The organism is Enterococcus pernyi (assembly GCF_045371165.1).
Lineage (GTDB): Bacteria > Bacillota > Bacilli > Lactobacillales > Enterococcaceae > Enterococcus_B > Enterococcus_B pernyi.
In genome coordinates this window covers 28,777-44,505 of sequence record NZ_JBIQDM010000009.1, presented here as the reverse complement: position 1 = coordinate 44,505, position 15,729 = coordinate 28,777, and the positions used below count along the sequence as shown (strand labels likewise).

Sequence of the window (15,729 nt, the reverse complement as noted above, 5' to 3'; positions counted from 1 at the left end):
GATGTCATTGACCCCAAATTATCTTGAAGATAGAATCTGTTTGAATGTGCTAGCCAATTCTGTCGAAAATGCAAAAGAATGTTATGAAGCAGCCGAAGGGCATATCCTACTAGGTGTTTTATCTAAAAATTATCCGAGTGATGATGCAGCTATCACAGACATGAAAAAATACCAAGAAGCAACAAATAACGCCTTATCGATCGGCTTAGGTGCCGGCGATCCAAAACAAAGCCAGATGGTGACTCGCTTGGCGAAAGTATTACAACCCCAACATGTCAACCAAGTTTTCACAGGTGTTGGCGCTTCTCGTGCGGTCTTAGGACAGTCAGACACGATCGTCAATGGTTTAGTTTCTCCAACTGGAAAAGAAGGATACGTCAATCTTGCCACTGGTCCTTTAAGTAGCCAAGGCCCTGCTGCGATGGTACCGATCGAAACAGCTATTCGTTTGTTACAGGATATGGGTGGAAGCTCGATCAAATATTTTCCAATGAAGGGATTGGCGCATAAGAAAGAATATGAAGCTGTTGCAGCAGCTTGTGCAGCGTTTGATTTTTATTTAGAGCCAACAGGTGGAATCGATTTGACGAATTTTGAAGAAATCGTTCAGATCGCATTAGATGCAGGAGTCAAAAAAATCATCCCCCACGTCTATAGTTCGATCATTGATCCAGAGACAGGTGACACTCGACCACAGGAAGTCCGTCAGTTGTTGGAAATGATGAAAAAATTAGTGAAAACAGGTGAGTGACCATGAAAATCGGTGCATTTGGTGAAGTGATGTTGAGGCTGACACCTCCTGAATATCTGATGTTGGAACAAACACACACTTTGCGTATGGCTTATACTGGAACAGGTGTGAATCTAGTTGGTAATCTAGCACATTTTGGATTGGAAAGTTACTTGTTGACGGCACTACCAGCCAATCGTTTGGGAGATGCAGCGTTAGCTAATTTGAAGAGTTTAGGCATCAATACCTCCTATGTCATTCAAAAAGAACAACATATCGGTACTTATTTTGCTGAGATGGGCTATGGGATCAGACCAACAGAAATCACCTATCAAAATCGTAAAAACAGTTCTTTTGGCTTAGCTACAGTGGCTGATTATGCCATCGAGGACTTTATCGAAACAGTTGATTTAGTCCACATCTGTGGCATCAGTTTGAGTTTGAATGAGCATTCAGCGGAAGTGGCGCTTGCTGTAGCAAAAACAGCGCATAGGAAAGGAAAAAAAGTTTGTTTTGATTTTAATTTTCGTCCGAGTCTAAACCAAGAGCCAGATAAAAAAAGAGTGATGAAGGAACGTTATCAAGAAATACTGCCCTATTGCACGGTCATCTTTGGTTCTGTTCGTGATTTGTCTGAATTATTAGAGAGGCCGATCGACCTTTCCAGTCGTTCTGCCAAGATTCGTTCGTTCCAAGAATTTTTAAGTGATTACCAAATTGACTGGTTTGCTGGTACGACACGGCAATCAACCAGTGAAAAGAAACAACTAAGTGGCTATCTGATGACTTCGACAGAATGGATCGAAACAGAAGCTTATCCACTGGATAGTTTAGATCGTATCGGAGCAGGTGATGCCTTTGCTGCGGGGATTTTATTAGGCTATAGTGAGGAATGGTCATTGGATCGAACCGTCCAATTTGCTTTAGGTAATTCACGCTTAGCCCACACGATCCAAGGGGATGTGCCACTGACGACCAGAAAGCAAGTGGACCAATTATTGACGCATCCAACGATTGATTTAAATCGATAAAATAAGTTATACAAAAAAATGGGCGAAAAATGGTACAGTTTTTCGTAGCTTTTCAGATTCGCTTGACTCTCCATCTGGGAATCAGTATCATAAATGGCAGATAGAAACAGTCAAATAAAAAAGGCCCCCCAATTTTTAGTGGCAGCTAAAAATTGAGGGCTTGAGTAGTCAACGCATTGACCAATCAAGTTTGCCATAGTCAATGGAAACCATCGACCGAGTTCATTGTATCGAATCTTAAAAGAGATTGCTAGGTTTTTTGTCGATTAAATGAATAAAATGTATGGGCTTTTATTTACTGTGCCAAAAGAGGAGGGACAATCGTTCCCTCTTCTTTTTTTGTCCAACACGTATACCCAAGGACGATTGATCAGAAGTAAGATCGAAAGAATAAGTAATGATCCACAACATCGTTTATCGCTTTTTCCGAACCCTTATCAATGATCAAGGCAAGTCATGCGTACTGACCTCAGCCATGTTTTGACTGTTTTCTATCTTCTAACGGATCAGCCATTGAGAATTTGTTGATCGATACAAATAAAAATAACAAAAGAAATAAAATAGATTTCTTTCTTCAACAGAAGTCAAATGTTATTCGCAAGAAAGTCGAAAGAAAGAGAATATCACAAAGTAAGACCATACGTTTTTTTAGTTTTTAGTTATTTAAAAAATAGTATTAAAACATAATCTATTGAAATGCTATCCTAAGACAAAACACTATATATAGTGTTTTTTATTTTGCATAACACTAAAATACAACTAAATCTAGTCTTTTATTTTAAAAAAACAAGAGTAGAATAAAGGTAGATCGATTAGTAAGGATGTGTTTTTTTTGAAGTTGACTATTTTTTGTGGTTCACGTTTTGGACAAGATCAGAAGTATATTCTGTTAGCTGAAACGATTGGAAAATATATGGCAGAAAAACAAATTGAATTGGTTTATGGTGGCTCAGATTCGGGTATCATGGGTGTTTTTAGTCGCACGATCTTACAAAATGGCGGACAAGTAACAGGTATTTATCCAGTCGGGCTGTTTTCTGAAGAATTACCAAAAACAGATGTGACGACGTTTATACCAACAGAAACGATCGATAAACGTAAGGAACTATTATTCGAAAAAGGGGAAGCAGTGCTGGTTTTTCCTGGAGGACTAGGTACACTTGAAGAATTTTCGCAGCTACTCTCCTGGATGGCGATCGGCTTGGTACCAGAAAAACCAATTGGTATCCTTGATGTTCATGGGTATTATTCAGGATTGAAAGAATTGATTAGGAATTTTGCAAGAGAAGGATTTATGGCTGAGAAATGGCTCAATCATCTTTATTTTTCAAATGATCCTTTTGAGCTGATCGATCAATTATGTGCAACAGAAAAACAAACGAAATCAATGATGCAGGAGATTAAATAATGAGTTATATTTATTTAGCAGGACCTTTCTTTTCAGATGAACAAATCGAGCGGATTGCTCAGGTTGAAACGGCATTGACTGCCAATCCAACGGTGGATAGTTTCTACTCACCAAGACACCATCAACACAGTAATTATGAGATGTTTAGTAGCGGATGGGCGCAAGAAGTCTACGAGAGAGACATGAAAGAACTTGCCTCGGCAGAACAAGTTGTAGCAATCCTAGACTTTGAACATCAGACGATCGATCCTGGCACTGCCTATGAATTAGGCGTCGCCACGATGATGGACAAACCGATCATCATTTTTCAAGAAGAAACGGTACCTACTAATTTGATGATCACCCAAAGTTTACATTCATATGTAAAAACGTTCGAAGCGATCCAAGCATATGATTTTAAGATGTTACCCAAAAGTGCTTATAAAGGCGAATATTTATAGAATGAGAAGGGATTAGATGTCAGTGATATTGATTTCAGGAACAATTGGCGCAGGAAAGAGTAGTTTGACCGATATGCTTGCCAAAAAGATTGATTCAACACCATTTTATGAAAATGTAGAGGACAACGAGGTACTACCTTTGTTTTACTCTAATCCAGAGCAATATGCGTTTTTATTACAAATCTTTTTTTTGAATAAACGATTTTTAGCTATGAAAAATGCACTGAACCATGATGATAACGTATTGGACCGTTCAATTTATGAAGACAGTTTATTGTTTCATCTAAATGCTGATTTAGGTCGTGTGTCAGATATTGAAGTCCAACAATACGATAACCTCTTAGATACGATGCTTCATGAATTAGATGATGTTGCACCTAAAAAAAGACCCGATCTACTCGTGCATATCAAAGTCTCTCTTGATACGATGTTGGCACGAATCAAAAAACGTGGACGAGACTATGAACAATTGGATAGTGATGAAACGCTCTATCAGTATTACCGCTCGTTAAATGAACGATATGATCAATGGTACGAAGACTTTGATGTTTGTCCAAAAATCCAAATAGATGGTGATGCCTTTGATTTTGTTGAAAGACCTGAAGATGCACAAGTCGTGATTGAGCAGATTCAAGCAAAATTGGCTGAATTAGAAGAACAGCAGTCTGGAAGTTATTATACTGACAATCAACATGCTAAAGGGCAGCAATTAGATTCGTCTGGTGCTATGTAAGGCGAGACAAAAGCAAAATTCACTGATTGTTTTCAACCTGTAACTGAATAAACGATGGAGATAGAAGTTCTCTCTTAAAAAAATAAGGCAACAACTACAAAAAGTGGAAGAATGATTTTTGTAGTTGTCGCCTTATTTTTAGAGACTAAACATTTCTGTTCCGCGCTCTTTTTTTGTATTTTTAACTATTTGTTTCTTTGTTCGACTCTTCTCGGCTTGTAAAAAACTCAAAAGGTTGATTCGAACCCTCGATCATTTTATGGCAATGGTCACAAAAATTGGCTCTTCCTTGGTCGTTGATCTCTGTGTGTACATTTTGATTCGTCGTACAGGTACAGTAATCTTGAGTATTTGCTGTCTGCATATTCTTTCTCCTTAGTATATCAAGTGCTTCTTTACTATAGCAGAAACACAGGATAGAAACAAAATTAATTAAGAAAACTTAGAATTTTTAGTGATGAGCATGTATCAGAAAATTGACTCATCATTGTGAGCTTTCATAGTGAAAAACGGCTAAAAGATGCACGATCTAATGAAAAGAAACATGAGTGGGAAAGCATATTTTAAAACTGAATAAACGTCGAAATAGCAGTAACCGCTTCGAAAAATAAGGCACCATCCACAAAAATTAGGAAAACAATTTTCGTGGATGACGCCTTATTTTTCGAGATGAAACATTTCTGTCTCGACTGCTACTTTTATGTTATGCACTCAAACTATAACGTATAGATATTACCTTCATCATCTTCTATACGAAAATTACCGATTTTTCTAAAATGAAAAGTCTGAGTCGAACCGTCTTTTTTACCAACGATCGTATACTCCTCATTTTCAGTTGTGATCTTGACATCGGTTAACACGATTTTCTCTGGAGACGTGCTTGCTGTATCAGTTTCAGACTCAGCATATGTTCGTGTCCATTCCATCGTGTCGTCTTTAAATTTGATCTCTGCATTGGCAAGGTCCATGTTTTTTCGGACCTTCAGTGTATAGGTGCTATTTGTTATATCAGATTTATCCGCCTGAAAAGTGGTCGTATTCGTTGTTTCTTCCGTTGAGTGATTTGATTGATTACAGCCAGAAAAAGCGAATAAGGCAAAAATCAACGTAAAGTAAATCAATGTTTTTTTCAAAATAATGCCCCCAGTAGATTGGATAAAGTGATTATACCATTGAATCCAGCAACATGAAATAAATGGCTACAAAAAGTAAGTTTTTGAAGCGATTGATGTTTTAGAGTGGTTCCAGGAGAAGTTTGCTGGGAAGTAAAGTAAACATTTTTAGTCTTATTGGTTCGATTTTATTATTTATCCTAATTGGTCTAGTCTTTTTGGAGGAAACGGTTTATAATAATGGTTGTAAGCGGAGAAAACGTTTGCTGTATTGAGATGTGCGACATAAAAAAACATAAATGAAAAGAATCAACGAGGTGCAAAAATGACAACATATCAATTTCCAGAAAAATTTTGGTGGGGTTCTGCAGCAAGTGGACCACAAACAGAAGGTCGGGTACCTGGCGATCATAAAGGAGACAATATTTTCGATTATTGGTTTTCCAAAGAGCCAGAAAAATTCTTTGATCAAGTCGGTCCGGAAAAAGCGTCGCAAGTCTATACAAAATATAAAGAAGACGTTCAGTTGATGAAACAAACCGGACATAATTCATTTCGGACATCTATTCAATGGAGTCGCTTGATTCCAGATGATACAGGTGCAGTCAATCCCCAAGCAGTCGCATTTTATAATAGTTATTTTGATGAACTGATTGCACATGGTATTGAGCCATTTGTTAACTTGTATCATTTCGATATGCCGATGTACCTTCAAGAAAAAGGTGGTTGGTTCGCCCGTGAAACTGTCGAAGCTTATGAAACGTATGCCAAAACTTGTTTTGAATTATTTGGAACGAAGGTAAAAAAATGGTTCACGCATAATGAACCAATCGTTCCTGTCGAAGCTGGTTATTTATATCGTTGGCATTATCCTGAAGAGTCGGATATGAAAAAAGCAGTTCAAGTTGGCTATCACGAGGCATTATCTTCTGCGTTAGCTATCAAAGCCTATCATGAAACAAAACAAGACGGTAAAATCGGGATCATCTTAAATTTAACACCTAGTTATCCAAGAAATGAGAACGATCCTGCCGATGTGAAAGCTGCGCAAATCGCCGATGCCTTTTTCAATCGCTCATTTTTAGATCCCGCTGTTAAAGGAGAATTTCCACAAGAATTGATCGAGATCGTAACTGAGCTAGAGATTCTTCCGGACATGCAGGAAGAAGATCTAGCAATTATCAAAAATAATACGGTGGATCTTTTAGGAATCAATTATTATCAGCCACGCCGTGTCAAAGCTAAAGAAACAGCAATCGATACAACAAATGGCCCAATGCCCGAAGATTACTTTGATAACTATGAAATGCCAGGACGTAAAATGAATCCTTATCGTGGGTGGGAGATTTATGAAAAAGGTATTTACGATATCTTGATCAATGTTCGAGACAACTACGGCAACATCGACTGTTTTATCTCAGAAAACGGTATGGGTGTTGAAAATGAAGCCCGCTTTATTGAAGCTGACGGAATGATCCATGATGATTATCGCATCGAATTTGTCCAAGAACACTTAAAATATGTGCATCAAGCAATCGAAGAAGGTGCGAACTGCTTAGGCTATCACATGTGGACGTGTATGGATAACTGGTCATGGACGAATGCGTATAAAAATCGCTATGGCTTTATTTCAGTCGATCTAGCTGATGGCAAACGGACGATCAAAAAATCTGGCTACTGGTTCAAAGAAGTAGCTGATACAAATAGTTTTTCTGTTTGATTAGAAATTTGTTCTTTTTTGAAATTTTTTAATTTAAAAAATGATCCCGAGATTCACAATGATCTCGGGATTTTCACTTTCCTACATCATCGATATGCGTTATTTTTTATTTTTTTCTTTAATTTCTTCGCTTAAAGTTTCATTTTTTGTATATAATAGATTAGGTAAATTTGAATGGGAGTGGAAGAAGGTATGCGAAAAAAAAGGCCTTTTCTTCTCTTTTGGTTAATTGGCTTTTTTATAATACTTATGTTATCCGCAGTATTTTCTGGTAAAATGACCGCTGATCTTGCGCACAAAGAACCAGAAACAACCATTGCAAATAAAGCTTCAGTAGATGAATTCAAAAAAGAATTTTCAACCTATTGGTGGGCGGACTACGAAGTTGTAGCGAACTATGAAAAGGGAGAATTAGAGATTTATCTGCCAAAAGACAAGGAAAAAAATCAATTCATCAATGTCAATGATGTATTAAGTGCCATTTCAATCAGGCAAGTCCAACACGGGGACAAGCACTTGAGCGTGCTGCTTTTGACCGAAGATAAACAGAAAGTCGCACGGTTAAAAAATGGAAAGGTATCTTCTAGTTATTCTGAAAAAGTAGACCCAGAGATGGTCAATCAACGCTTGACTGAATGGCGGAAGACGACAGAAGAAATCCAAGAAATAACTGAAACCACCACCTCTTCATCCGAAGAGACGTCCAATACGACTAATTCTAGTGTAGTAACTGGACCGTAACAGCAACAAGCGCATAAACAAGTGAAAAAAGTTCAAATTTTCTAACATAAAAATATTGAGATCAGCTAGTTGAAGAGTTGGGGCAAGAAATGTTCAGCTCTGATCAATAAGGCGGAATCTAGGCAAATTAAGACAATTAGCCTAGATTCCGCCTTATTTTCGAAGCAGTTACTTTCCGGAAAGCAGAAAAGCAACGATAGAACACCAGTTATTAATTTATAAAAAAGAGTAAAAAAACAGATTTTTTTAGCAAAAACTAAATGTTTAGGAGCAAAATAGACAGGAACAATAATTTAGAGAGAAGTGGTGACTTTGACACAACTAAAAAAAATTGGCCAACATCAAGTACTCATCGTTTTGATTGCTGGCTTTTTCTTTTGGATGAAAACGATTTTTGCCTACTATACTGATTTTTCTTTAGGCGTAGAAGGAAGCATCCAAACGTTTATTTTATGGATCAATCCAATAGCGACAACGCTATTGTTTTTTGGGATTTCTTTGTATTTTAAGAAAGTCAGAACAAGTTTGATCGTTTTATTTATCATCGATTTTTTAAACACGTTATTGCTATATTTGAATATTATTTTCTATCGTGAGTTCACAGATTTCATTACCGTTAAATCAGCACTAGGTTTCTCCAAGGTTTCCCAGGGATTGTCTGGTAGCTCTTTTTCTTTGATGAAGCCTCATGATATCCTTTATTGGATCGATATCGCCGTCTTTGCTTTTCTGCTGATTCGCGTATTTATAAAAAAAGTACCATTGAAAGCACTCCCTGTGCGTAAGCCAGTGGCGGTTGCGGTGACTTGTTTGTCTGCGTTGATCTTTTCTGGCAATCTGGCAATGAGTGAAGCGAATCGCCCTCAATTATTGCAAAGGACATTCGATCGTTCTTATATTGTCAAATATCTTGGACTTGATGCCTATACGATTTATGATGGGATAAAAACAGGGATCACTAGCAGTGTCAGAGCGCATGCAAGCAGCAATGGCTTAGATGAAGTCCTCGATTACACCAAATCTCATTACGCTGTTCCTGATCCAGAGATGTTTGGACTTGCAAAAGGAAGAAATGTGATCGTATTGCATTTGGAAAGTTTTCAACAATTTTTGATCAATATGAAAGTAGATGGACAAGAAGTCACTCCTTTTTTAAATAGTCTCTTTACCGATCAGGGAACAATCAGTTTTGATAACTTTTTCCATGAAGTTGGACAAGGGAAAACCAGTGATGCTGAGAACATGTTGGAAACCGGGACGTTTGGGTTACCCCAAGGTTCGTTGTTTACAGAATTAGGTTCAGATAATGTGTTCCAAGCTGCTCCAGCCATCTTGGATCAGACACAAGGCTATACCAGTGCGGTTTTTCATGGAAATGTCGGTAGTTTCTGGAATCGTGATCATGTATACAAAAATCTAGGGTATGATAATTTCTTTGATCGCTCATATTTCGATGATTCAGATGAGATGCTTGGCTATGGTATTTTAGATAAAAATCTATTTCGAGAATCCGCAAACTATCTCGAACATTTGCAACAACCATTTTATGCGAAGTTTCTTTCTGTCACGAATCACACCCCTTATTATACAGATGACAAAAACTTTGATTTTCCTTCGTTAAATACAGGAAATAGTACCGTTGATAATTATGTGCGAACGGCCCATTATTTAGATCAGTCGCTCAAACAGTTCTTTACTTATTTGAAAGCTTCTGGGATTTATGACCATTCGATGTTCGTGATTTACGGGGATCATTTTGGTATCTCAAATACGGACAATAAAGACCTTGCTTCAGCACTAGGAAAAGATCCAGAAACATGGGGCGATTTTGATAATGCGCAGATGCAAAGAGTACCGCTGATGTTCCATATTCCAGGTTATACAAAAGGAACAGTCAAACATGAGTATGGTGGTGAAATCGATGTTTTACCAACTTTACTCCATTTATTAGGAATCGAGGACAAAAATTATATCCATTTTGGTACAGATTTACTTTCACCTCAACATGATCAAGTCGTGGCATTCAGAAATGGGAATTTTGTCGCGCCGGATTACACCGTATTAGGTGGAAAAATCTATGATACGAAAACAGGGGCATTACTTGAAGAAAACCAAGCAGCGGAACAAAAAGTCGCACAAGAACAAAATCAGGTAAAAACAGCTTTGAGTCTTTCTGATAAACTCAATCAAGAAAATCTTTTGCGATTCTATGTGCCAAATGGATTTACGACGATCGATCCTGCAAAGTATGACTATAAGAATCAAGTGCAACGGAACCAACAAATTGAAAAAGAAAAAGGTGCAGCCTCAACAAGTGTCTATTCTAAAAATCATGATCAAACAACAACCAATCTATACCCTGCAGAGGATGGATCGGCGGACAAACCATAGACATGGCTAGATGTCGGTGAAGGAGTAAGCTATCTGAAGGCTTCTTTCACAACCTATGATAAACGGTGTTCGAAAGCCAGCTCCTTCAATATTAAGTCAAAACTTGAAAAAATATAGAAAGCTATTTCCTCAAGTTTCGTCTTAATATTCGGAGCTGAACGGCTTTCTCACAACCTGGATCAACGGTGTTCAAGTAGCTGACCTTCAACACTAAACAGAAAAATCAAAAAATATGAGGTACTATTTTCTGCCTTTTCATCTTACTGTTCAGGTCAAAGCGCTTCTTTCACAACCTTACTAAACTTCTAAAAAGTTGTAATTTCACTTTTTAGAAGTTTTTTTATTGTTCTTCAAATATTTTTTTTATTTATGCGTACTTAATTAGTGAATGCAATAAATATTTCGATAGTTATTTCTCTTTTTCGGTTGTTGTTCTGACGAAGAGGATCTTATTGGAAAATGCACACACTAAAGGAGGCGTATTATGCACGATGGAGAATTGATCAAAAAATTACGGGTAAGTCGCAAGTTGACACAGTCACAATTGGCAGAAGGGATATGTTCAAAAACTTCGCTTGTGGGGATCGAGAATCGTACGATCAAAAAAATTTCTTTTTTAACACTGATGGCATTTCTTGATCGGTTGAATATCACACTTACTGAATACGAATCGCTACGAAATCAAGTGGAAGAACCACGGAAAACGAGAAAAACACGTAATCTTTTGAATAAAGTTCAGGAGGATGATTTTGATCCCTACAAAGAAATTGCCGACAATCGCAAGCAATTTAAGCGAACGGCTGATCTTTACTATCTCGTACTGAATATACATATGTATTGGAAATCAAGTGTGAAGCCAGATATCCAATTGGAATTTTTGGGATATGAGATACGAATGATCGAAGATTACTTTATGAAACTGAAAGAATTTGGTCGATATGAACTAGACTTATTAGCAGAGTTCCCCTTTATTTTCAGCGATTCCTTTATCGAAAACAATTATTTGAAAATTAAAAAACGAATGCGTAAAGCAATGAAGTCAGGTTATGATCAGTGTTTGTTTCTTTTTTTAAAGAATTTGACTATCTATTATATCGACAAAAAAAGATATAAAAAAGCACGAAGCATCAATGAAGATATGTATCGTTGTTTAGGTTTGAAATCAAAGACAGCAGTCATTTACGAGAATTTGATGTCCGATTATTATCGTCGATTGATCGCCACCGCATTAGGGGAACCCATCAAAAAAGAGGAGTTTGAGTCATTATTTGCAGTGATCGAGTATACCTTAGGCAAAGAAGAGCGAGATGAATTAGAAGAAAAACTATTGTCTATCCAAGCACAACGCTAGAGATTTGCTGAAAGCGGCTATTTAGTGGGCATTTGACTTAATACAAAAGGAAAACCAGTCCCTCTAGTATTGAGTCAATCCTCTCACTAAACGTGTGGAGCATGACCTCTAACAGAAGGACTGGCATATCAATAAGATGATCAAAAATTTATGCACTCAAAAAGTCAGTGAGCAAAAAATTTATTTTTTCGCATCTTCTACTTTCTTTGTATCGAATGGCGGAAAGAAACGTGTGATCTCAGTATTGGCTGCATCTCGTGAATCCGAAGCGTGAATGATATTTTCTGTACCAGGTAAGGCAAAATCGCCTCTGATCGTCCCAGGAACGGCATCCGCTGCTTTTGTTGCACCGACCATTTTGCGTACGAGATCGATCACATCTTCACCTGTTAATACCAGATAGACGACTGGACCAGAAGTCATATAGTCGATCAAGTCATCGAAAAAGCTTCGATTAGATAGATGTTGATAGTGTTCTTTTGCTAGTTTTTCAGTCATCGTCGCGAATTTCATTTCAGCGATTGCGAATCCTTTTTCTTCAAAACGCTGGATGATTCGGCCAATCAAATGACGTCTTACCCCATCAGGTTTGATAATAACAAGTGTACGTTCCATATCCTTCACTCCGATCTGTTGTGATAGGTTCATTATACCTAGAGAAAGAAAACATGACAAACGAATCCCTTAGAGTTTCAATTTTTTTGAAAATGTGTTTGACATTCCAGCCAATAGTTGTTACATTAGGTGAGGGAAAACTGAATAAGATTTGTTAGGTGAGGCTCCTATACAAACATAGGCTACTGCCCAAAAATGTCGAGAGACGCCAATGGGTAGAACAGGAATTGTCGAGATAAGGCTTTTCATAAGGTAGCTAAAAGCGCTTTTGCTTTTTACGTTGTATAGTGCCAAAACTCAACGAGTAGATCATCCATGCTTTTTTTTGTGCACTTTTTTGACCTTTCGCTGAGTTTTGGCGAAAGGTTTTTTGTTTCTCACCAATCTGTTTTTTCAAATAAAAAGGTGTTAGAGGGTGATCAAGTTGGGAAGTTGAAGTATCCAGTAGTCGGCCAAGAAAGTAATTTAAGTAAACGAAAGGAGATGAGAACAAATGGATGAAAGTCCGGTGTACAAGGAGACAAAGCGTTGGTATGTTGAGACTATTATCTATCTGTTCTCAGCGCCTTTAGAACACTCTGTCTCCGTTGATTAGATAAACGATCAAGCGCACAACAGATATCAGTGTGTGCTTGATAAGATCAAAGGAGGAACACGAGATGGAAAAAAAGAAAGAAACAAAAAAAGTCTACGCTGGTTTTGCTAGTAAAAATAAGCAACAGTTATTTGACTTATTTCAAACAACACAAAAAGGCTTGTCTTCAGAACAAGTAGAAAATTTAAGAGAAACTTATGGAAATAATAGTATTTCATATGGAAAGAAAACGCCGTTTATTGTAGAAGTGATCAAGGCGTTTATCACCCCTTTCACATTAGTATTGATTGCTTTAGGAATTATTTCTTTTATCACCGAGTATCTATTAGCTGCTCCAGCAGATAAAGATTTGTTTGGTGTAATCATAATTTTTGCCATGGTGTTAGTCAGTGGCACGATGACCTTGATCCAATCCGTACGTTCGAACCAAGCTGCTGAAAAGTTGAAATCATTGGTGAAAGTAACAGCTGCCGTAAAACGAGATGGTGAATACAAAGAAATTCCTATGGAGGAAATTGTTTGTGGCGATCAAGTTCGTTTGTCAGCGGGAGATATGATCCCAGCAGACATGCGGTTGCTTTCTGCTAAAGATTTATTTATCTCACAAGCGGCATTAACGGGTGAAAGCTATCCCGTTGAGAAACATGCGACTGTGTGCTCTGGAAGAACACAAAGCGAAACGAGTTATGAAAATATTGCATTCATGGGAAGCAATGTGATCAGTGGTAGTGCAGAAGGTATCATCATCTCTGTTGGGAACGACACGATGTTTGGACATGTGGCACAAAACTTATCACAAAAACCGATAAAAACAAGCTTTGAATTAGGCATCCAAAAAACATCCATGTTGTTGATCAAATTCATGGCATTGATGGCACCAACTGTGATCGTGATCAATGGATTTACAAAAGGAGACTGGTTAGAAGCATTCTTGTTTGGTTTATCAGTCGCTGTTGGGTTAACACCAGAAATGCTACCGATGATCGTTACGACAAATCTGGTCAAAGGTGCCAGTGCTATGGCAAAAAAAGGAACAGTCATCAAAAATCTAAATGCCATTCAAAATTTTGGTGCGATCGATGTCCTTTGTACAGATAAAACAGGTACATTGACTCAAGATAAAATTATTTTAGAATACCACATGGATTGTGAAGGAAATGAAAATGACCGAGTACTGCGCCACGCCTACTTGAATAGTTACTACCAAACTGGATTAAAGAATCTTTTAGATGTTGCCATTATCGATGAAGCAGTTGAGACGTTAGATACAGAGAAGATTCGTTATCAAAAAGTAGATGAAATCCCCTTTGATTTTGAACGTAGAAGAATGAGTGTCGTGGTGGCTGACCCAGCTGGAAAAACGCAAATGATCACAAAGGGTGCAATCGAAGAAATGTTAAGTATCTCTTCATACATCGACCTTGGTGGTGAAGTCAAACCATTGACTGCTGAACAAAGAGAAACAGTTTTGGCGAAAGTGAAGGACTTGAATGAAGATGGGTTGCGTGTGATCGGTGTCGCGCAAAAAACGAATCCAAGTGTCGTTGGAGAATTTTCAGTGAAAGATGAGTCAGAAATGGTCTTGATTGGCTATCTTGCTTTCCTTGATCCACCAAAAGAAACAACCAAACAAGCATTGAAAGCTTTGAAAGATCATGGTGTTGCTGTAAAAGTATTGACTGGTGACAACGAGTTGGTCACACGTTCTGTTTGTCGACAAGTAGGCTTACAAATCAATGAATTGATCACTGGCGAGAAAATCGCTGAGATGTCTGATAAGGAATTAGGAAAAGTTGCTGAGGCACATGATGTCTTTGTCAAATTGAATCCGCAACAAAAAGCACGATTAACCACTGCCTTACGTAACAATGGTCACACAGTAGGTTTTTTAGGCGATGGTATCAACGACGCACCAGCAATGAAAGTCGCAGATATCGGTATTTCAGTAGATACAGCAGTAGATATTGCAAAAGAATCAGCGGATGTTATCTTGTTAGAAAAAGATTTGATGATTTTAGAAAAAGGATTATTGTCAGGTAGAGAGACTTTCGGCAATATTATGAAATACATCAAAGCGACAGCTAGTTCAAACTTTGGCAACATGTTTTCTGTCTTAGTAGCTAGTACATTCCTTCCATTTTTACCTATGCTACCGTTACAAATTTTATTCTTAAATTTGATTTATGATGTATCTTGTATCTCTTTGCCATGGGATAGAATGGATAAAGAATATTTGCATGAACCAAAAAAATGGGAAGCATCAAGTATTGGCAAATTTATGGTGTACTTCGGACCAACGAGTTCCGTTTTTGACATCACGACCTATCTATTGATGTACTTTGTGATTTGTCCAGCAGTGGTTGGTGGAAGTTACCATACATTGACTGGCTCACAACAAGTTCTATTTATCGCATTGTTCCATGCTGGTTGGTTTGTTGAATCTTTATGGACGCAAACCTTAGTGTTACATGCGTTACGGACACCTAAAGTGCCTTTCTTGCAAAGTAATGCCACTTTTATTATGTTTTCAATTACAACATTAGGTATTCTGGTAGGTTCTGTTCTTCCTTTTACTAATTTTGGTGAAGGACTAGGATTGTTACCATTACCAGCTAACTATTGGATTTGGTTGATCGTGACTGTTATCGCTTATTTAGGATTAGTTACATTCATGAAAAAAATCTATATCAATAAATTTGGAGAACTATTGTAAAAGAAAATCTTTTCTGCACTTTCGTACGGGGAATTTGAGCATCCTTCAGGTAAGATTTCAATAAAAAAATAAACTTCATTTAAATGGTTCGCTTATTCTATAAAATTTTAGCGAATCGCTGCATCGTTCCATCAATAGTAAAACGCTGA

General features: G+C 37.6%; 13 protein-coding genes and 1 riboswitch. Of the genes, 10 read left to right on the top strand and 3 right to left on the bottom strand.

All coding sequences use genetic code 11. The features are described 5' to 3' along the window. The first annotated feature begins 1 nt into the window (after window position 1). The 5 genes from dagF to ACH0AK_RS10860 all read left to right on the top strand — a co-directional run bounded on the left by dagF (window position 2) and on the right by ACH0AK_RS10860 (window position 4,342). On the top strand, window positions 2-751 hold the full coding sequence (gene dagF / locus ACH0AK_RS10880; protein WP_034691486.1) for a 2-dehydro-3-deoxy-phosphogluconate aldolase: 750 nt from the start codon (window positions 2-4) through the stop codon (window positions 749-751). Window positions 752-753: 2 nt separating this feature from the next. Then, a complete protein-coding gene (locus tag ACH0AK_RS10875; RefSeq protein WP_010734704.1) occupies window positions 754-1,761 on the top strand; it encodes a sugar kinase in 1,008 nt (335 codons plus the stop codon). Between the two features lie 832 nt (window positions 1,762-2,593). Further along, entirely contained in the window at window positions 2,594-3,169 is a 576-nt protein-coding gene (locus ACH0AK_RS10870; protein WP_023520143.1) for an LOG family protein, read from the top strand. Next, entirely contained in the window at window positions 3,169-3,609 is a 441-nt protein-coding gene (locus ACH0AK_RS10865; RefSeq protein ID WP_010734706.1) for a nucleoside 2-deoxyribosyltransferase, read from the top strand. The genes ACH0AK_RS10870 and ACH0AK_RS10865 overlap by 1 nt, the downstream gene beginning before the upstream one ends. Before the next feature lie 16 nt (window positions 3,610-3,625). Continuing rightward, window positions 3,626-4,342: a deoxynucleoside kinase gene (locus ACH0AK_RS10860; protein WP_010734707.1), complete on the top strand. Its 717-nt coding sequence runs from the start codon at window positions 3,626-3,628 to the stop codon at window positions 4,340-4,342. Between the two features lie 181 nt (window positions 4,343-4,523). Here the strand turns inward: ACH0AK_RS10860 and ACH0AK_RS10855 are convergent, their stop codons facing one another. Next, the gene (locus ACH0AK_RS10855; protein ID WP_010734708.1) at window positions 4,524-4,706 is read right to left on the bottom strand and encodes a hypothetical protein; all 183 of its coding nucleotides are present in this window, start codon (window positions 4,704-4,706) and stop codon (window positions 4,524-4,526) included. 352 nt (window positions 4,707-5,058) lie between these two features. Continuing rightward, window positions 5,059-5,475: a hypothetical protein gene (locus ACH0AK_RS10850; protein WP_023520141.1), complete on the bottom strand. Its 417-nt coding sequence runs from the start codon at window positions 5,473-5,475 to the stop codon at window positions 5,059-5,061. A 304-nt stretch (window positions 5,476-5,779) separates the two neighbouring features. Between ACH0AK_RS10850 and ACH0AK_RS10845 the strand changes: the two genes are divergently transcribed. The 4 genes from ACH0AK_RS10845 (at window position 5,780) to ACH0AK_RS10830 (ending at window position 11,657) form a co-directional block, all read left to right on the top strand. Continuing rightward, the gene (locus ACH0AK_RS10845) at window positions 5,780-7,174 is read left to right on the top strand and encodes a glycoside hydrolase family 1 protein (RefSeq protein ID WP_010734710.1); all 1,395 of its coding nucleotides are present in this window, start codon (window positions 5,780-5,782) and stop codon (window positions 7,172-7,174) included. Window positions 7,175-7,366: 192 nt separating this feature from the next. Next, entirely contained in the window at window positions 7,367-7,915 is a 549-nt protein-coding gene (locus ACH0AK_RS10840) for a hypothetical protein (protein ID WP_080674330.1), read from the top strand. A gap of 312 nt (window positions 7,916-8,227) precedes the next feature. After that, a complete protein-coding gene (locus ACH0AK_RS10835) occupies window positions 8,228-10,306 on the top strand; it encodes an LTA synthase family protein (RefSeq protein WP_499796894.1) in 2,079 nt (692 codons plus the stop codon). Window positions 10,307-10,790: 484 nt separating this feature from the next. Further along, window positions 10,791-11,657, top strand: a complete 867-nt coding sequence (locus ACH0AK_RS10830; protein WP_224434171.1) for a helix-turn-helix domain-containing protein — start codon at window positions 10,791-10,793, stop codon at window positions 11,655-11,657. Window positions 11,658-11,837: 180 nt separating this feature from the next. Here ACH0AK_RS10830 and ndk read toward each other — a convergent pair whose 3' ends face one another. Continuing rightward, window positions 11,838-12,272 (bottom strand): nucleoside-diphosphate kinase, encoded by a 435-nt coding sequence (gene ndk / locus ACH0AK_RS10825; protein ID WP_010734714.1) that lies wholly within the window; start codon window positions 12,270-12,272, stop codon window positions 11,838-11,840. 143 nt (window positions 12,273-12,415) lie between these two features. After that, window positions 12,416-12,588: riboswitch (M-box (ykoK) riboswitch) on the top strand. A 343-nt stretch (window positions 12,589-12,931) separates the two neighbouring features. Between ndk and mgtA the strand changes: the two genes are divergently transcribed. Then, on the top strand, window positions 12,932-15,580 hold the full coding sequence (mgtA, locus tag ACH0AK_RS10820) for a magnesium-translocating P-type ATPase (protein WP_023520136.1): 2,649 nt from the start codon (window positions 12,932-12,934) through the stop codon (window positions 15,578-15,580). Window positions 15,581-15,729 lie beyond the last annotated feature (149 nt).

What these genes read in the sequence shown, in the direction of transcription:
- ACH0AK_RS10855 (WP_010734708.1), bottom strand. Translation starts at nt 4,706, where the DNA reads ATGCAGACAGCAAATACTCAAGATTACTGTACCTGTACGACGAATCAA.
- ACH0AK_RS10830 (WP_224434171.1), top strand. Translation starts at nt 10,791, where the DNA reads ATGCACGATGGAGAATTGATCAAAAAATTACGGGTAAGTCGCAAGTTG.
- ndk (WP_010734714.1), bottom strand. Translation starts at nt 12,272, where the DNA reads ATGGAACGTACACTTGTTATTATCAAACCTGATGGGGTAAGACGTCAT.
- ACH0AK_RS10875 (WP_010734704.1), top strand. Translation starts at nt 754, where the DNA reads ATGAAAATCGGTGCATTTGGTGAAGTGATGTTGAGGCTGACACCTCCT.
- ACH0AK_RS10860 (WP_010734707.1), top strand. Translation starts at nt 3,626, where the DNA reads ATGTCAGTGATATTGATTTCAGGAACAATTGGCGCAGGAAAGAGTAGT.
- ACH0AK_RS10845 (WP_010734710.1), top strand. Translation starts at nt 5,780, where the DNA reads ATGACAACATATCAATTTCCAGAAAAATTTTGGTGGGGTTCTGCAGCA.
- ACH0AK_RS10865 (WP_010734706.1), top strand. Translation starts at nt 3,169, where the DNA reads ATGAGTTATATTTATTTAGCAGGACCTTTCTTTTCAGATGAACAAATC.
- mgtA (WP_023520136.1), top strand. Translation starts at nt 12,932, where the DNA reads ATGGAAAAAAAGAAAGAAACAAAAAAAGTCTACGCTGGTTTTGCTAGT.
- ACH0AK_RS10840 (WP_080674330.1), top strand. Translation starts at nt 7,367, where the DNA reads ATGCGAAAAAAAAGGCCTTTTCTTCTCTTTTGGTTAATTGGCTTTTTT.
- dagF (WP_034691486.1), top strand. Translation starts at nt 2, where the DNA reads ATGTCATTGACCCCAAATTATCTTGAAGATAGAATCTGTTTGAATGTG.